At 68.7% G+C, this 16,364-nt stretch carries 15 protein-coding genes; 5 read left to right on the top strand and 10 right to left on the bottom strand.

All coding sequences use genetic code 11. From position 1 onward, the window contains the following. Positions 1-88 precede the first annotated feature (88 nt). Positions 89-1,318: an MFS transporter gene (locus FHT32_RS25175; protein ID WP_176667328.1), complete on the top strand. Its 1,230-nt coding sequence runs from the start codon at positions 89-91 to the stop codon at positions 1,316-1,318. A gap of 12 nt (positions 1,319-1,330) precedes the next feature. On the opposite strand, the gene FHT32_RS25170 is transcribed toward FHT32_RS25175, so the two are convergent. Next, a complete protein-coding gene (locus tag FHT32_RS25170; RefSeq protein ID WP_176667327.1) occupies positions 1,331-2,278 on the bottom strand; it encodes an AraC family transcriptional regulator in 948 nt (315 codons plus the stop codon). A gap of 39 nt (positions 2,279-2,317) precedes the next feature. Further along, positions 2,318-3,688, bottom strand: a complete 1,371-nt coding sequence (gene pmbA / locus FHT32_RS25165) for a metalloprotease PmbA (RefSeq protein WP_176667326.1) — start codon at positions 3,686-3,688, stop codon at positions 2,318-2,320. A gap of 104 nt (positions 3,689-3,792) precedes the next feature. Between pmbA and yjgA the strand changes: the two genes are divergently transcribed. Together yjgA and mog are read left to right on the top strand one after the other, a co-directional pair. Continuing rightward, positions 3,793-4,449, top strand: coding sequence for a ribosome biogenesis factor YjgA (gene yjgA, locus FHT32_RS25160; protein ID WP_176667325.1), 657 nt, complete (start codon positions 3,793-3,795; stop codon positions 4,447-4,449). Then, the gene (gene mog, locus FHT32_RS25155; protein WP_176667324.1) at positions 4,446-5,042 is read left to right on the top strand and encodes a molybdopterin adenylyltransferase; all 597 of its coding nucleotides are present in this window, start codon (positions 4,446-4,448) and stop codon (positions 5,040-5,042) included. The genes yjgA and mog overlap by 4 nt, the downstream gene beginning before the upstream one ends. Positions 5,043-5,057: 15 nt before the next feature. Here mog and FHT32_RS25150 read toward each other — a convergent pair whose 3' ends face one another. The 8 genes from FHT32_RS25150 to czcI all read right to left on the bottom strand — a co-directional run bounded on the left by FHT32_RS25150 (position 5,058) and on the right by czcI (position 14,188). Continuing rightward, the gene (locus FHT32_RS25150; protein ID WP_176667323.1) at positions 5,058-5,432 is read right to left on the bottom strand and encodes a hypothetical protein; all 375 of its coding nucleotides are present in this window, start codon (positions 5,430-5,432) and stop codon (positions 5,058-5,060) included. Between the two features lie 79 nt (positions 5,433-5,511). Continuing rightward, positions 5,512-5,922, bottom strand: coding sequence for a cupin domain-containing protein (locus FHT32_RS25145; RefSeq protein WP_176667322.1), 411 nt, complete (start codon positions 5,920-5,922; stop codon positions 5,512-5,514). A gap of 18 nt (positions 5,923-5,940) precedes the next feature. Further along, positions 5,941-6,693 carry an SDR family oxidoreductase gene (locus FHT32_RS25140; RefSeq protein ID WP_176667321.1) on the bottom strand — a complete coding sequence of 251 codons (753 nt, stop codon included), beginning with the start codon at positions 6,691-6,693 and terminating at the stop codon, positions 5,941-5,943. Positions 6,694-6,822: 129 nt separating this feature from the next. Then, positions 6,823-7,734: a cation diffusion facilitator family transporter gene (locus FHT32_RS25135; RefSeq protein ID WP_176667320.1), complete on the bottom strand. Its 912-nt coding sequence runs from the start codon at positions 7,732-7,734 to the stop codon at positions 6,823-6,825. Then, positions 7,724-10,933 (bottom strand): CusA/CzcA family heavy metal efflux RND transporter, encoded by a 3,210-nt coding sequence (locus FHT32_RS25130; RefSeq protein ID WP_176667319.1) that lies wholly within the window; start codon positions 10,931-10,933, stop codon positions 7,724-7,726. Before FHT32_RS25130 ends, FHT32_RS25135 begins: the two co-directional genes overlap by 11 nt. Positions 10,934-10,943: 10 nt before the next feature. Beyond that, a complete protein-coding gene (locus FHT32_RS25125) occupies positions 10,944-12,338 on the bottom strand; it encodes an efflux RND transporter periplasmic adaptor subunit (protein WP_176667318.1) in 1,395 nt (464 codons plus the stop codon). 26 nt (positions 12,339-12,364) lie between these two features. Then, positions 12,365-13,714 carry a TolC family protein gene (locus FHT32_RS25120; protein WP_176667317.1) on the bottom strand — a complete coding sequence of 450 codons (1,350 nt, stop codon included), beginning with the start codon at positions 13,712-13,714 and terminating at the stop codon, positions 12,365-12,367. A gap of 99 nt (positions 13,715-13,813) precedes the next feature. Then, positions 13,814-14,188, bottom strand: a complete 375-nt coding sequence (gene czcI, locus FHT32_RS25115; RefSeq protein WP_176667316.1) for a cation efflux protein, CzcI family — start codon at positions 14,186-14,188, stop codon at positions 13,814-13,816. A 176-nt stretch (positions 14,189-14,364) separates the two neighbouring features. Between czcI and FHT32_RS25110 the strand changes: the two genes are divergently transcribed. Beyond that, complete coding sequence (locus tag FHT32_RS25110; protein ID WP_176667315.1) at positions 14,365-15,042, top strand: heavy metal response regulator transcription factor; 678 nt, start codon at positions 14,365-14,367, stop codon at positions 15,040-15,042. Further along, positions 15,039-16,361 (top strand): heavy metal sensor histidine kinase, encoded by a 1,323-nt coding sequence (locus FHT32_RS25105; RefSeq protein ID WP_176667314.1) that lies wholly within the window; start codon positions 15,039-15,041, stop codon positions 16,359-16,361. Before FHT32_RS25110 ends, FHT32_RS25105 begins: the two co-directional genes overlap by 4 nt. Positions 16,362-16,364 lie beyond the last annotated feature (3 nt).

The following is a 16,364-nucleotide window of genomic DNA, read 5'->3' as shown; positions in this document are numbered from 1 at the left end:
CGGGGGCTTTCGCTCCTGCTTGGTTGCAATTCAAAACTGCATCGATAGAATCTATTTCAGTTTTTATTTGAAACCAAGTAGGGCAATCATGAGCACCACGCCACCATGCCAGGCTACCTTCGCGCCCCCCTGCGCCGCGCCGTCGATATCGAACGCGCTGGCGCTCCTCTTCGCCATCGCCTGCGGCCTGGCGGTGGCGAACGTCTACTACGCGCAGCCGCTGCTGGACACGCTGGCCCACACCTTCGGCATCCGGCCCGCTACGGTGGGGGCGGTCATCACCATCACGCAGATCGGCTACGGGCTGGGGCTGCTGCTGGTGGTTCCGCTGGGCGACCTCGTCGACCGGCGGCGGCTGATCGTCGGGCAGTCGCTGCTGTCGGTGGCCGCGCTGCTGGCGGTGGCGCTGGCGCCGAGCGCGTCGGTGCTGCTGCCGGCGATGGCTGCCGTGGGCCTGCTGGCGGTCGTGACGCAGGTTCTGGTGGCGTACGCCGCGGGCATGGCCGCGCCGGGCGAGCGAGGCCGGGTGGTGGGCACCGTCACCAGCGGCATCATCATCGGCATCCTGCTGGCGCGGGCGGTGTCGGGCACGCTGTCGGATCTTTTCGGCTGGCGCTCGGTGTACCTGGCCTCGGCGGCGGCCACGCTGGTGGTCGCCGGCCTGCTTTGGACGGCGCTCCCGGCCGGCACGCGGCCCGCGCCGGGCATTGCGTATCCGCAGCTGATCCGCTCGGTGTTCGCGCTCTTCGCGCAGGAGCCGGTGCTGCGCGTCCGCGCCGTGCTCGCGATGCTGATCTTCATGGCCATCACCTTGCTGCTGACGCCGATGGTGCTGCCGCTGACCGCGCCGCCCTTCTCGCTGTCGCATACGCAGGTGGGGCTGTTCGGTCTGGCGGGCGCCGCCGGCGCGCTGGGCGCCGCTCGGGCCGGCCGGCAGGCGGACCGCGGCCGCGCACAGCGCACCACCTTCATCGGCTTGACCGCGATGCTGCTGTCATGGCCGCTCATCGCCCTGCTGCCGTGGTCGATCTGGGCGATGGTGGCCGGCGTGGTCGTCATCGACTTCGGGCTGCAATCGGTGCACGTGGCCAACCAGAGCCTGATCTACCGCGTGCGCCCCGAGGCGCAGAGCCGGCTGACGGCCGGGTACATGATCTTCTACTCCATCGGCTCCGCCACCGGGTCGATGGCCTCGACGATGGTCTATGCCCATGTGGGCTGGAACGGCGTCTGCATTGCCGGAGCACTCGTCAGCGGCATGGCGCTGGCGTTCTGGGCGCTCACGCGGCACCTGACGCCGCAGGACACCGTCCGTTGAAACCGCGGCGGCTCAGTCCGCGGTGGCGAGCGGCGTGTTCTGCGCGGTGCGCAGCCCGAAGCGGTCCTGCGCCTGCTGCCGGTAGGCCGAGGGCGTCATCCCTTTGAGCTGCAGGAAGCGGCGGTTGAAGTTGGCGAGGTTCGCGAAGCCCACCTCGTAGCAGATGTCGCTGACCAGCCGGTCGGACACCTGCAGCATCTCGCAGGCCTTGGCCACGCGCAGCCGCGTGACGAAGTCGGTGAAGGTGGCGCCCATGTGCCGGTGGAACCAGCGCGAGAAGCTGCTTTCGGCCATGTTGGCGACGGCGCACACGGCCGGCAGCGAGAGCTCCTCGGTCAGGTGCCGGTCGAGGTAGTCGAGCACGCGGCGCATGCGGGTGTTGGCGCTCGGGTCTTCCCCTGCCGGGTCGGCGGTGCTGGAAATCTGGCGCCAGTCGGGCCAGCGGGCCAGTTCGTGCAGCAGGCCGATGAACTCGGCCAGCCGGGCCATGCCCTCCTGCTGCTGCACCCGCTGGAAGCGCTCGCGCACGAGGTCGCCGATGCCGAAGAACTCGATGCCCAGCTTCGCCCGGTCGAGCATCGGCAGCACGGTCTTCATTTCAGGGAACAGGTCGGTGCCCTTGCGCAGCGGCTCGTCGCGGAAGTGGATGACCATGCTGCGCTCGGCGATGCCCTCGGGCGGCACGTCGTGCGAGATCCAGGTGTGGGGCAGCCGGGCGCCCACCAGCGCCACGTAGCCGGGCTCGAAGCGGCCGATGTGGTCGCCCACGAAGGCGTCGCCACTGCTGCGGTTGATGCACTGCAGCTCGTATTCGTCGTGGTAGTGCCAGCAGTCGAAGGGCCAGGGCACGCCGTGCTGCAGGCAGCGCACCGAACTGCCGCCCGCCGGCTCGAAGCCCAGCCGCGGGTCGCGCATCAGTTCGTGCTCGAGTTCCGGTTTTCGCGCTGCGTTGTGCCTCATGTTCGACTAGCCCTCGCGCGCAGGCCGGCGGCGCAGCCTTCAGGCGCCGGCGACCTTCATGCGGTTCACCAGGACCGACCCCGTGGTCTTGGCGCCGAAAGTGTAGGCATCGGCCCCGATGGCTTCAATACCCAGCAGCATGTCCTTGAGGTTGCCGGCGATGGTGATCTCCTGCACCGGGAAGGCGATCTTGCCCTTCTCGACCCAGAAGCCGCTGGCGCCGCGCGAGTAGTCGCCGGTCACATAGTTCACGCCCTGCCCCATCAGCTCGATCACGAAGAGGCCGGTACCGAGCTTGGCGAGCATGGCGTCGAGGTCGTCGGTGTGCTTCGTCAGGCGCGAGCTCAGCGTCAGGTTGTGCGAGCCGCCGGCGTTGCCGGTGGTCTTCATGCCCAGCTTGCGCGCCGAGTAGGTCGAGAGGAAATAGCCCTCGAGGCGGCCGGCATCGACCACCTTGCGCGCGCGGGTGGTCACGCCCTCGTCGTCGAAGGGGGCGCTGCCCTTGCCGCGCAGCACGTGCGGGTCTTCGGCCACGTCGACGTGCTTCGGCAGCACGGGCTTGCCCAGCGAGTCGAGCAGAAAGCTGCTCTTGCGGTAGAGCGAACCTCCGCTCACGGCCTGCACCAGTGAGCCCAGCAGCCCCACGGCCAGCGGCGACTCGAACAGCACCGGGCATTCGGTGGTCTTGATCTTGCGCGACTTCAGTCGGCTGAGCGCGCGCTCGGCGGCGTAGCGGCCCACGGCCTGCGGGCTGGCCAGCTCGTCGGCCGAGCGCATGGAGCTGTACCAGGCGTCGCGCTGCATGTCGTCGCCCTTGCCGGCGATGGGGGCCACCGAGATGGAGTGCCGCGAGCTGGCATAGCCGCCGCGGAAGCCGTGCGTGTGGGCGCTGAAAAAGTGGCTCTGCTGGGCCGAGACGCCCGCGCCTTCGCTGTTGGTGATGCGCTTGTCTGTCGACAGGGCGGCCTCTTCGCATTCCAGGGCGAGCTTCGCGGCTTGCTCGCTGGTCACGTCCCAGGGGTGGAACAGGTCGAGCTCGGGGTGTTCCTTGGCGATGTCTTCCTCGTCCGGCAGGCCGCTGACGGGGTCTTCGGCCGTGAAACGGGCGATGTCGTAGGCCGCCTGCACCGTCTGGGCGATGGCCGCCTCGGAGAAGTCGGAGGTGCTGGCGTTGCCGCGGCGGTGGCCCACATAGACGGTGACGCCCAGCGACTTGTCGCGGTTGCGCTCGACGTTCTCGAGCTCGCCCTTGCGCACCGAGACGCTCAGGCCGCAGCCCTCGGAGGCCTCGGCCCCGGCGTCGGTGGCACCGAGCTTCTTGGCGTGCGCCAATGCGGTGTCGACCAGGTTTTCGAAGAAGGAGCGGCTGTAGGCGAAGCCGGAATCGGCGCGCGAAGAGGATGTCGTCATGTGGTGGCTATGATACTTGCGGCCCCCATTTCCCGTTTTCAGCAGCTTCCCGCTGCGCATTGCACGCGTTGCAACGCCGCAAGGCGCGGCCCAGAATCCCTTCCATGTCCCGCAAACCCAAAAAAGGCTATTACGTCCGCGGCCATTTCGTGGCCGAAGGCAGCGAGCTCGACCTCGAGCTCAAGCGCGAGCTCAAGGGCTCCGACGAAGCCAGCCGCACCGACCTCAAGCGCGAAAGCGAAGAGCTGCAGAAGCTGGGCGCCGAGCTGCTCACCCTGCGCGCCGGCCTGTTCGATGCCCTCCAGCTCGACGAAAAACTGGTCGAAGCCCTCGCCGAGGCCAAGCGGATCACCAATTTCGAGGGCAAGCGCCGCCAGATGCAGTTCATCGGCAAGCTCATGCGCAAGCTGGAGCCCGAGGTGCTGGAATCCGTGAAGCAGGCCCTGCAGGAGCAGAACACCGTGCCCGCCGCCGAAGTGGCCGCCCTGCACGAGGCCGAACGCTGGCGCGACCGCCTCATAGCCGATGACGATGCCCTGGGCGGCTGGATCGAGACCCACCCCGCCACCGACTCGCAGCAGCTGCGCGCCCTGGTCCGCCAGGCCCGCAAGGACATGAAGACCGGCCCCGCTGGCGAAGCCCCCCGCCAGGGCAAGGCCTACCGCGAGATCTTCCAGCTGGTGCGCGCCCAGCTGGCCGTGCACGGCAGCGACGACCACGCGGCCGCTGCCGCCGCACAGGACAGGGAAGAAGACGCATGAGCGGATCAGGCGCTTTCGACCCGGTGCGCATCGGCATCGTCTCCATCAGCGACCGCGCCTCCAGCGGCACCTATGAAGACAAGGGCCTGCCCTCGCTGAAGGAATGGCTGGGCCGGGCGCTGAAGAACCCCATCGAGTTCGAGCCCCGCCTGATTCCCGACGAGGCCGAGCGCATCAGCGCCACGCTGATCGAGCTGGTCGACGCCGGCTGCTCGCTGGTGCTGACCACCGGCGGTACCGGACCCGCCCTGCGCGACGTGACGCCCGAGGCCACGCTGGCCGTGGCGCACAAGGAAATGCCGGGCTTCGGCGAGCAGATGCGGCAGATCAGCCTGCGCTTCGTGCCCACCGCGATCCTCTCGCGCCAGGTGGCGGTGATCCGCGACAGGAGCCTGATCATCAACCTGCCCGGTCAGCCCAAGTCGATCGCCGAAACGCTCGAGGGGCTGAAGGACACCGAGGGCGTGCAGGTGGTGCCGGGCATCTTCGCGGCAGTGCCCTACTGCATCGACCTGATCGGCGGGCCGTACCTCGAAACCGACGATTCGGTGTGCAAGGCCTTCAGGCCAAAGTCGGCCATCCGCGCCCGCTGAGTCCCTTCTACTGTTCTACTGGGCCTCGCGCCCCCTGGCCTCCACATCCTTCAGGCAGGCATTGATCGCCGCGTTCGACGCCAGCTCGTAGCAGCGCGCGGCGGCCGCGCGCATTGCCTTCTGCTGCTCGTGGCGCTCCTGCGCGCTGTCGATCTGATAGCCCATGAGCCATTTCATGGCGAGGGCAAGCACGATGCCGAAGCCGATCGCGAAGCCGACCACCGTCGATCGCCAGGTCCGCACCGGCGCGGCGGGAGGCGCCGAGCCGTAACCCACGTCGAAGGCCATCGGCGGCTGCGCCGCCGAGCCGCCATGGACCCTGCGGCGCTGCGGGGCGCGTGGCTCGGCCTTCGCCTGGGTGAAAGACTTGTTGTCGTAGCGGTTGCTCATCGATCTGCGTGCATGGGTGTGAGTCCGGGCGGGATTGTCCAACACCCGGCCCCCGCAAGCTGAAACGGCAGCCAGCGCGCTACTTCACCGGAATGAAGAAGGGCATGCCCTTGTTCTTCACCATGGTCACGACGAACTTTGCCGGTCTGGTGCTGCTGGCGTTTCGGCCCACGGTGTGGATGTCTCCCGGGGCTTCGTAGAAGGTCTGGCCGGGCGTCAGCGTGACCTCCCGGCCGCCCTGCACGCCCATCACGATGGAGCCTTCGAGCACGTAGACGAACGCATGGGCGTCGTGACGATGCACGGGGTCGACCGAGCCCGGCGGAAAGTCCACCGTGAACACGATGGCCTCCTTGCCGGGCATGTCCGCCAGGTCCTTGGCGCTGAGCATGGTCACGGCGGCTTCTGGGGCGGCCGCGGCATGCATGGCGGCGAATGCGCCAAGGACGATGCCGAACGGGATGCAGACGGCCCTGATGAAACGGTTCATGGCTGTGTTCCTCCTCGCTCAGGCCGTCGCGCGCTGCGCCAGCCACTCGTCGAAGCGGATCGTGCCCAGGCGCGGCTTCGATCCGGGCGTCAGCGAGCCGTCGTCGAGCTGAACGCCGAAGTAGCGCGCGCCGGGATCGGTCACGACCTTCCGGGCGTCGCCCGTCGCCGCGAAGAAGCGGCGCACCAGCGCATCGAGCGGCAGGGCCTCGGGCCCGGCGATCTCGATCCGGCCGTGCGCCGGCCGCTCGGTCACGACCTCGGCCAGCGCCGCCGCCACGTCGTCGGCCGCCATCGGCTGGATGAGCGCGTCAGAGAGCCGCGCCACGCCGTCCTGCACGCCCGACGTCGCGATGGCGCCCACGAACTCGAAGAACTGCGTCGCCTGGACGATGGTGTAGGGCACGGGCGAGGCCTCGATCAGGTCTTCCTGCAACTGCTTGGCACGGAAGTAGCCGCTGTCGAGCAGCCGCGCGGTGCCGACCACCGACAGCGCGATGTGATGCGCCACGCCGGCCTTCACCTCGGCCGCGAGCAGGTTGCGTCCCGCGGTCGCGAAGAAGTCGAGCGCCGCCTTGTCCTCGAACGAGGGCGAGTTCGCCACGTCGACGACGACGCGGGCGCCCGCGAGCGCCTCGTCCAGTCCCTCGCCGGTGAGTGTGTTGACGCCCGTGGACGGCGATGCGGCGACGACGTCGTGGCCGGCCTCGCGCAGGCGGGCGGCGAGCTTGGAGCCGATGAGGCCGGAGCCTCCGATGATGGTGATTTTCATGGTCGATTCCTTGGTCAAGAAGGTGTGGGAAAGAGCGCCCCGATGGCTGCCCTCGCCTTCAAGACGTCCGACTGCACGCGCCTGTGACAGCCGGATCGTTCTTCTTCCAAATCGGCCTGAAAACCCTTCCTAAGCCTTCGCCGCCCCGAAACCGTGCGTGTCGGCCGCCAGCTCGCAAGGCACTCGCTCGGCTTGCACTGTCGAATGGTGGATGTCGAAGCGCTCGGCCAGCATCGCGCGCAGCCGCTGCACGAGCGGCGCCAGGTCGCCCACATTCGGCGTGCACACCACGTGCACGCTCAGGCTCACCTTGCCGCTGGACAGCGCCCACACATGCAGGTCATGCAGGCTCGCGACGCCTTCGCTGCCCAGCAGCGCGCCCTCGACCGCCGGCAAATCCACTTCTTCGGGCACGCCTTCGAGCAGCACGTTGAGGCTCTCGCGCAGCAGGCGCCAGGTGCGCGGCAGCACCCAGAGGCCAATGGCGACGGCGATCACCGAGTCGACCCAGCCCCAACCGGTGAAGCGGATCACGATGGCGCCCACGATCACGCCGATGGAGCCCAGCATGTCGGCCCACACCTCCAGGTAGGCGCCCTTCACGTTGAGGCTCTCGTCCTTGCCCGACGCCAGCAGCCGCATGCCGATGAAGTTGACCGCGAGGCCGCCTGCGGCCACCAGCAGCATCATGGTCGACTGGATCTCGGCCGGCTGCGAGATGCGCCTGTACGCCTCGTACAGCACGTAGATCGCCACGAAGAAGAGCAGCACCGCGTTGAGCACCGCCGCCAGGATCTCGAAGCGGTAGTAGCCGAAGGTGCGCCGCCTGTCGGCCGGCCGCTTGCCGATGCGGATGGCCACGAGCGAGATCGCCAGCGCGACCGTGTCGGTGAACATGTGCGCCGCGTCGGACAGCAGCGCGAGGCTGCCCGACACCAGTCCGCCCACCACCTCGGCGACGAGATAGAGCGAGGTCAGCAGCAGCGCCCAGCGCAGTGCCTTCTCGTTGCCGCCGGTGGCGTGCGAATGCTCATGTGCCATGGGAACCTCGCAGTGAAGGATCGAGCGGCGCGCCGTGGGCCTGCTGCTGCACTTGCACCTGCCCCTCCTCCTCGTCGCGCCGGTGCGCGATGCGATAGAGCAGCGGCAGCACCAGCAGCGTCAGCGCGGTCGAGGACAGGATACCGCCGATCACCACCGTGGCCAGCGGCCGCTGCACCTCGGCGCCGGTGCCGGTGGCGATGGCCATCGGCACGAAGCCCAGCGAGGCGACCAGCGCCGTCATCAGCACCGGCCGCAGCCGCGTGAGCGCGCCCTCGCGGATGGCCGCGTCCAGCGGCAGGCCGCCCTCTCGCAGGTTGCGGATGAAGGAGATCATCACCAGCCCGTTGAGCACCGCCACGCCCGACAGCGCAATGAAGCCCACCGCCGCAGATATCGACAGCGGAATGCCGCGCATCCACAGCGCCACGATGCCGCCGGTGAGCGCGAACGGAATGCCGGTGAACACCAGCAGCCCGTCCTTGATGTTGCCGAACATCGCGAACAGCAGCGTGAACACCAGCAGCAGCGAGACCGGTACCACCACCTGCAGCCGCTGCGTGGCCGAGGCGAGGTTCTCGTACTGCCCGCCCCACACGGTCCAGTAGCCCGCGGGAATCTTCACCTTGCCCATCGCCTCCTCGGCCTCGGCCACGAAGGAACCCAGGTCGCGCCCGCGCACGTTGGCACTGACCACGATGCGGCGCTTGCCGTCCTCGCGGCTCACCTGGTTGGGGCCGGGCGCGATGTCCAGCGTGGCCACCTCGCCCAGCGGGATGAAGCTGGTGCGCAGGCCTTCGGCGCCCGCGCCCTTGGGCAGGGCCACAGGCAGGCGCTTGATAGCCTCCAGGTCGGTGCGCAGTTCCTCGGGCAGGCGCACGATGATGTCGAAGCGCCGGTCGCCATCGAACAGCGTGCCCGCCTCGCGCCCGCCGACGGCGGCGGAGATGGCGTCCTGCACGTCGCCCACGTTGAGGCCGTAGCGCGCGGTCTTGCTGCGGTCGATGTTCACCGTGAGCATCGGCAGGCCCGTCGTCTGTTCCACCTTCACCTCTGCCGCGCCGGCGATGCCGTTGAGCACGCCGGACACTTCGGCCGCAGTCTTGTTCAGCACGTCCATGTCGTCGCCGAAGATCTTCACCGCCACGTCGCTGCGCACGCCGGAGATCAGCTCGTTGAAACGCAGCTGGATCGGCTGCGAGAACTCGTAGTTGTTGCCCGGCAGCTTCTCCACTTCTTCCTGCACCGCCGCGAGCACTTCCGCGCGAGAACGCTTCGGCGAGGGCCACTCGCTCTCGGGCTTGAGCATGATGTAGCCGTCGGAGATGTTCGGCGGCATCGGGTCGGAGGCGATCTCCGCCGTGCCGGTGCGCGCGAACACCCGCTCGACCTCCGGAAACTTCGCCTTCAGCGTGCGCTCGAGCTGCTTCTGCATCTCCACCGACTGCGTGAGGCTGGTGCCCGGAATGCGCAGCGCCTGGATGGCGAAGTCGCCCTCGCTCAGGCTCGGCACGAACTCGGTGCCCAGCCGCGTGGCCAGCAGGCCCGACAGCACCACGGTCACAACCGCGAAGGTGATGACCAGCGGCTTGGCAGCCATGACGCGCGCCAGCAGCGGCTCGTAGCCGCGCTTGGCCCAGGCCATCAGGCGGTTCTCCTTCTCGCTCACCTTGTTGCCGATGAAGAGCGCAACCGCCGCCGGAATGAAGGTGATCGACAGGATCATCGCGCCCAGCAGCGCGATCACCACGGTGAAGGCCATCGGGTGGAACAGCTTGCCCTCGACACCCGTGAGCGCAAAGATCGGCAGGTACACGATCATGATGATCAGCTGGCCGAACAGCAGCGGGCGCCGCGCCTCCTGCGAGGCCGCGAACACTTCGTGGAAGCGCTCGCTGCGCGTGAGCGGCCGTCCCTTGTGTGCCTGCGCATGGGCCAGGCGCCGCACGCAGTTCTCCACGATCACCACCGCCCCGTCGATGATGATGCCGAAGTCCAGCGCGCCCAGGCTCATGAGGTTGGCGCTGACCTTCTGGTTCACCATGCCCGTGAAGGTGAAGAGCATCGACAGCGGAATCACCAGCGCGGTGATGACGGCCGCGCGGATGTTGCCCAGGAACAGGAACAGGATCGCGATGACCAGCACCGCGCCCTCGAACAGGTTCTTCTTCACCGTGGCGATGGCCTTGTCGACCAGCACCGTGCGGTCGTACACCGTCACGGCCTTCACGCCGGCCGGCAGCGTGCGGTTGATCTCCTGCATCTTCCTGTCGACGGCCTGCGACACGGTGCGGCTGTTCTCGCCGATCAGCATGAACACCGTGCCCAGCACCACCTCGCGGCCGTTGTCGGTGGCAGCGCCGGTGCGAAGCTCACGGCCGATGCCGACCTCGGCCACGTCCTGCACGCGCAGCGGGATGCCGTTGGCGTTGCCCAGGATCACGTTGCCGATGTCCTCCGCCGACTTCACCTGCCCGGGCGCGCGGATGAGGTACTGCTCGCCGCGCTTCTCGATGTAGCCCGCGCCCACGTTGGCGTTGTTGCGCTCCAGCGCAAGAACGATGTCGCTCATCGTGAGGCCGTGGGCCAGCAGCTTGGCCGGGTCGGGCGCGATCTGGAACTCCTTGGCGAAGCCGCCGATGGAATTGATCTCGGTCACGCCCGGCACGTTGCGCAGCTGCGGCTTGATGATCCAGTCCTGTATCTCGCGCAGGTCGGTGGGCGAGTAGGGCTTGCCTTCGGCATTCCTGGCCCCCTCCTCCGCCTCGACGGTCCAGAGGTAGATCTCGCCGAGGCCGGTGGAAATCGGCCCTATCACCGGCGAGATGCCGCGCGGCATGCTCTCCCGCGCGGACTGGATGCGCTCGTTGACGAGCTGCCGCGCGAAGTAGATGTCGGTGCCGTCCTTGAAGATCACCGTCACCTGCGAGAGGCCGTAGCGCGAGAGCGAGCGCGTCTGCTGCAGCCCCGGCAGGCCGGCCATGACGGTCTCTATCGGGTAGGTCACGCGCTGCTCGGTCTCCAGCGGCGAGTAGCCGGGCGCGGCGGTGTTGATCTGCACCTGCACGTTGGTGATGTCGGGCACGGCGTCGATGGGCAGCTTCTGGTAGCTGAAGATGCCCAGCGCCGCCATGCCGAACACGGCGAGCAGCACCAGCCAGCGCTGCTCGATGGAGAAGCGGATGATTCGTTCGAACATGCGGGCTTCCTCAGTGGGTGTGCGTGGCCGAGCTCTTGCCCTGCTGCGACTTCACGACGAAGCTGCCGCCGGCCGCGTAGGCCGCGCCGGGCTTCAGCCCGCCGACGATCTCGACGCGCCTGCCGTCGCTGCGCCCGGTCTGCACGTGCTGCGGCATGAAGCCGCCGGGCACGCGCAGGAACACGGTTGGCTTGTCTTCCACCGTCTGCACCGCGTCGGCCGCGACGGTCACGGGCGCCTCCGTCTCCGAGGCCACCAGCTCGACGTTCACGAACAGGCCCGGGCGCCAGATGCGCTCGGGGTTGGTCAGCGTGACGCGTGCCGTGGCGGTGCGGGTCTGCGCGCCGATCAGCGAGCCCACGTACGACACCTTGCCGGTCGCGGTCTGGTCGAAGGCGGTGGACCGGATCTTCACCGGCTCGCCGATGCGCACCAGGTTCAGGTTATTGGCGGCCACGCTGATCTCGGCCCACACGGTCGACAGGTCGGAGATGGTGAAGACGTTGACCGCCTCGCCCACCGATTCGCCGAGCGAGATGTGCTTCTCGACCACCATGCCGTCGAAGGGTGCGCGCAGTTCGTAGCGGCCCAGCGCCGACGAACCGGGCGTGGCGCCCAGCGCCAGCAGCTTCTGGTTGGCGTTGGCCACGGCGATGCGGGCCTCCTGCATGGCCTGCTCGGCCTGCAGGTAGTCCTGCTGCGGCGAGATCTTTTCCTCCCACAGCTTCTTCTCGCGCTCGTAGGTGGTGCGCGCCAGCTCCAGCCGGCGCTGCGCCGACTGCAGCTCGCTGCGCTGCTCCGAAAGCCCCGGGCTCGACAGCACCGCGAGCACCTGCCCGCGCCTGACCTCCTGGCCCAGGTTGGCCGACACGCTGTCGACCACGCCCGCCACGCGCGGCACCACATGGGCCGTGCGGTCTTCATTGAACTTGATCTCGCCGGGCAGCTGCAGCGACAGCTTGATGCGCGCGGGGCCGGCGCTTTCGACGGAGATGTCGGCGGCCTTGACCTGCTCGTCGGTGAAGGCGATCTTTTCCTCGTCTTCCTTGTGCGCGGCGGATTTCTCCTCGACCTTGGCCTCACCCGAAGCAGACTTGGCTTCACCCTTGCCTTCCTCGGCGTGGTGTTCCTTGTCGCCGTGGCCCTTGGCCTCGCCGTGGCTGTGGTCGTGGTCTTCGCCGGCCTTGGCCTCCTTGTGGCCCTCTTCCTTGTGGCCGCCCTCCTCGTGGTGCTCGCCGTCGCCATGGCCTGCGGCTTCCGAATGGCCGGCCGCCTCGGGCTTGGCTGGCGCGCTGCGCAGGATCAGCGCCCCGGCGCCCGCGCCCAGCGCGAGCACGGCCGCGATGGCGATCAGCTGCTTCCTGCCGACACGCTCGGCGAAGGTCTTGCGTTCTTCTGTGTTCATGATCTGTGGAATTCCTTGATTGCTTTTCAGCGCGTGGCGGGCGCCGTCGCGGGAGAGGTTTCGCCGCCTTCATTGCCCAGCAGCCGGTCGAGCTCGCCCGCGGCGCGGTGCGCATCGGCCAGCGCGAGCAGGTACTGCGCGCGCACCTGGAACAGCGTGCGCTGCGCATCGAGCGCCTCCAGGAAGCTGAACTTGCCCAGCTCGAAACCCTTGGTCGCGGCCTTGTAGGCGCTCTCGGCGCCGGGGAGCGCATCGCGCTGCAGCGTCTCGGCGGTGGCGTGCGCGGAGCGCAGGCGCTCGGTGGCCTGGGCCACGTCGGTGCCCAGCTGCAGCTCGGCGGCGGCGAGGTCGTCGCGTGCCTTTTCCTCGCGGCTCAGGGCTTCGGCGACGTTGCCCCGGTTGGTGTCGAAGATCGGCAGCGGCACCGACAGGCCCAGCACCACCTGGTTGCGCCGGCTGCCGCCGTTCTCGCCCTCGGAGGCCGGCACGCGCTTGGCGCCGAGCGAAACGGTCACGTCGGGAATGCGCCTGGCGCGCTCCAGGTCGGCCAGCGCCTTGCGCCGCTCCACTTCCAGCCGGGCCTGCCGCACCACCGGTGCATCGACCAGCCGGTTGGCGATGTCCTGCGCCGAGGCCGTCGCGGGCAGCTGGTCGACCGCGCCGTCCACCTGCGTGAAGCGCGGGCTCGGGTTGCCCCACAACGCCGCGAGCTGCTGGCGCGCGGAGCGCAGCGTGCCCTCTGCCTGCATCAGCTCGACGCGGATGCCGGCCTCGGCCACGCGCGCCTTGGTTTCCTCCAGCGGCGAGACCTTGCCTGCCGCGACGCGGTTGGCCGCGGCACGGGTGGCGGCCTGCGCGAGGCCCACCGAATCCTGCGCAAGCCGCAGGCGCTCCTGCGCGGTGAGCACGTCGAAGAAGGCGGTGACGGTGGCCGCGCGGATCTCTGCGCGGCGCCCTGCCAGCGCCGACGCGGCCTGGTCGCGCGCCCGCTCGGCCGCCGTGACGCGGGCCGAGCGCTTGCCGCCCAGTTCGATGGGCTGGCTCAGCTGCAGCGTGGTGGTGCGGTTGTCGCGGCGCAGGTCTTCGAGCTGCGCGTCGAGCGTGGGATTGGGCCAGGCGCCGGCCTGGACGATGGCGGCCTCGGTGGCCTCCTGCTCGCGCAATGCGGAAGACAGGCCGGGGTTGGCCTGCAGCGCCATCGCGACGGCACTGCGAAGGGTCAGCGGGCCCGCGGGCTCCTGCACGCGTGGGGCATTGGCCGCGCCGGACTGCGCGGATTGTGAATAGAGGGCACCGGCCGAGGCCTGGGCGACCTGCGAAAAAGCCGGGGGCGCCGCCATGGCCAGCACGGCCAGCGGCACGAAGAGCGTGCGCATCGAATTCTCCTGGGTTGCGAAACAACGGACGGACGAATTCGGCGAGAGCTCGGCTAGCTGATGGTGGGTATCAGAAGGGGGTTGTGTTCTCTCGCCGAATCAGGAGGCGAGAGACCAGTCGGGGCGGACCGGAACGTCGGAGACATGCGAGGCGAAGCGCTCGTCGGGCGTCGAGCGCAGCGGCTGCGCCTCGTGCGCTGCCGACTGCGCCGGCTCGTCCAGCGCGTCAGCATGCTGGGCGTGGCCGAAATGGCAGACCGCGCAATCGCCGACAACGGCGTTGGGCTGGGTGCTCGAGTTCTTCTGCGCGCCTTCGCCGCTGTGGCTGCGGTCGGTGCCGCGCGTCTCGCTTTCGTGATGGCCCCAGTGGTCGGGCCGCGTGTCGCGCTCATGCTGGCAGTACGCCGATGCCGACGCCCAGCTGAACTGGAACGGCAGCAGGACGAGCATGAGGATGAGGAACCAGCGGCGCATGGAGGCAAAAAGTATATCGGCGGCCTGCATCGGGCATTTGGGCAATGGCCCTGCAAGGCGCAGGCCCTGAACAATGCGGGCCGGCGCAATGTACGACCACGGGGCGAGGCTTTGTCTGTCAGCAGGATTACCGAAACGTAACCCCCGTATCGGAAGTGCTTCGATACCATCCGAAGATGCGAATCCTTGTCATCGAAGACGAGCCCAAGCTGGGCGACTACCTCAAGAAGGGCCTGGAGGAGAACGGCTACGTCGTCGACATAGCCCGCGATGGCATCGAGGGGAAGTACCTCGCCACCGAGGGAGACTACGCGCTGATCCTTCTCGACGTGATGCTGCCCGGCATCGACGGCTTCGCCGTGCTGCAGGCCATCCGGCGCACGAAGAACGTGCCTGTGCTGGTGCTCACGGCGCGCGACAAGGTGGAAGACCGCGTGCAGGGCCTCCAGCAGGGCGCCGACGACTACCTCGTCAAGCCCTTCTCCTTCTCCGAGCTGCTGGCGCGCGTTCAGGCCCTGCTGCGCCGCGGCAAGCCGCAGGAATCCACCGTGCTGCGGCTGGCCGACCTGGAGGTCGATCTCGTCAGCCGCAAGTGCATGCGCAACCGCACGCGGCTGGACCTCACCGCCAAGGAGTTCACGCTGCTGCTGGTGCTGCTGCGCCGGCGCGGGCAGATCCTCTCGCGCACCACGCTCGCCGAGCAGGTGTGGGACATGAACTTCGACAGCGACACCAACGTGGTCGAGGTGGCCATCCGCCGGCTGCGCAGCAAGCTCGACGATCCGTTCGAGGTGAAGCTGCTGCACACCGTGCGGGGCATGGGCTACGTGCTCGAAGACCGCTCCTGGCATTGAGCGCCCGGCCGCGATCCCTGCAGAGCCGGCTGTCGCTTTGGCTCGCCGCGCAGACCCTGTTCGGGCTGAGCGTGATCTGCTTCGCCATCTATCTGGTCACGGCCTGGAACTTCGGACAGAAGCAGGAAGAGGAACTCTCCAACAAGGCCGAGCTGGTGCAGCACCTGCTGCAGGAGGCGGAAAAAGGCGGCGACCTCGTCTTCCTGCGCCACAAGCTCGACGACTTCTTCTCGATGCAGGACGACGTGACCCTGTCGATCTCCGCCGGCGGCAGGCAGCTCTTCGAATCGCGCCCCACGGCCGGCGGCAAGTGGATGCTGCGCGACCTGCAGGTGCCCTGGACGCAGGCCGGCGCCACCACCCAGCTCGCGGTGCGCATCGGCGTGAACACCGCGCAGGAAGCCCAGCTGCTGCGCCGCCTGGCGTGGACCCTGCTGGGCGCCGTGGTGCTGGGCACCGCGCTGGTTTCGCTCACGGGCATGTGGCTGGTGCGCCGCGGCCTGAAGCCCCTGAAGACGCTCACCGAGCGCACCGCCGCGATGGCGCCCGACAAGGCCAACCAGCCCATCGACGCCGACGACTTCGCACAAGAGCTGCGCCCCTGGATCACCCAGTTCAACGCCCTGCTGCTGCGGGTGCAGCGCGCCTACGTGCAGCTCGAATCCTTCAACGCCGACGTGGCACACGAGCTGCGCACGCCGCTGGCCAACCTGATCGGCTCCACCGAACTCGCGCTCACGCGCCCACGCAGCAACGAGGAGCTGCAGACCGTGCTCGCATCTAACCTCGAGGAGGTCGGGCGGCTCTCCGGCATCGTCACCGACATGCTGTTCCTCTCGCAGGCCGAGCGCGGCGCGCCGATGCGCACCCGGGCCGTGACGAGCCTGGCCGCGCAGGCCACGGACGTGATCGACTTCTACGACGCCATGCTCGAGGAAGCCGGCCTGCGCGCCGAGGTGCGCGGCGACGCCATGGCCGACGTAGATGCCGCATTGGTACGCCGCGCGCTCTTCAACCTGCTGGGCAACGCGATCCGCTTTGCCACGCCCGCTTCGACGATACGCATCGAGATCGGCGAGGAAAGCGCGACCGAGTTCGCCGTGGCCGTGGTCAACAAGGGCGAGCCCATCGCCCCTGCCGCCCTGCCCCGCCTGTTCGAGCGCTTCTACCGCGCCGCGCGGGCCCGCGACGGCTCGACGCGCCACCACGGGCTGGGCCTGTCGATCGTGGAAGCCATCGCTCGCATGCACGGCGGGCGGGTGTTCGCCGCGAGCCGGGGCGGCGAGACGCGCATCGGCTTCACCGTGGCGAAGCGCTGATCG

This window comes from Variovorax sp. SG517 (genome assembly GCF_013376045.1).
Classification (GTDB): domain Bacteria; phylum Pseudomonadota; class Gammaproteobacteria; order Burkholderiales; family Burkholderiaceae_C; genus Variovorax.
This window is presented reverse-complemented; position numbering and strand designations above follow the sequence as displayed.

Bases quoted from the DNA above. Each gene is read 5' to 3' on its own strand.
- FHT32_RS25130 (WP_176667319.1), bottom strand. From the start codon at position 10,933: ATGTTCGAACGAATCATCCGCTTCTCCATCGAGCAGCGCTGGCTGGTG.
- czcI (WP_176667316.1), bottom strand. From the start codon at position 14,188: ATGCGCCGCTGGTTCCTCATCCTCATGCTCGTCCTGCTGCCGTTCCAG.
- mog (WP_176667324.1), top strand. From the start codon at position 4,446: ATGAGCGGATCAGGCGCTTTCGACCCGGTGCGCATCGGCATCGTCTCC.
- FHT32_RS25150 (WP_176667323.1), bottom strand. From the start codon at position 5,432: ATGAGCAACCGCTACGACAACAAGTCTTTCACCCAGGCGAAGGCCGAG.
- yjgA (WP_176667325.1), top strand. From the start codon at position 3,793: ATGTCCCGCAAACCCAAAAAAGGCTATTACGTCCGCGGCCATTTCGTG.
- FHT32_RS25110 (WP_176667315.1), top strand. From the start codon at position 14,365: ATGCGAATCCTTGTCATCGAAGACGAGCCCAAGCTGGGCGACTACCTC.
- FHT32_RS25140 (WP_176667321.1), bottom strand. From the start codon at position 6,693: ATGAAAATCACCATCATCGGAGGCTCCGGCCTCATCGGCTCCAAGCTC.
- FHT32_RS25125 (WP_176667318.1), bottom strand. From the start codon at position 12,338: ATGAACACAGAAGAACGCAAGACCTTCGCCGAGCGTGTCGGCAGGAAG.
- FHT32_RS25170 (WP_176667327.1), bottom strand. From the start codon at position 2,278: ATGAGGCACAACGCAGCGCGAAAACCGGAACTCGAGCACGAACTGATG.
- FHT32_RS25175 (WP_176667328.1), top strand. From the start codon at position 89: ATGAGCACCACGCCACCATGCCAGGCTACCTTCGCGCCCCCCTGCGCC.
- FHT32_RS25135 (WP_176667320.1), bottom strand. From the start codon at position 7,734: ATGGCACATGAGCATTCGCACGCCACCGGCGGCAACGAGAAGGCACTG.
- FHT32_RS25120 (WP_176667317.1), bottom strand. From the start codon at position 13,714: ATGCGCACGCTCTTCGTGCCGCTGGCCGTGCTGGCCATGGCGGCGCCC.
- FHT32_RS25145 (WP_176667322.1), bottom strand. From the start codon at position 5,922: ATGAACCGTTTCATCAGGGCCGTCTGCATCCCGTTCGGCATCGTCCTT.
- pmbA (WP_176667326.1), bottom strand. From the start codon at position 3,688: ATGACGACATCCTCTTCGCGCGCCGATTCCGGCTTCGCCTACAGCCGC.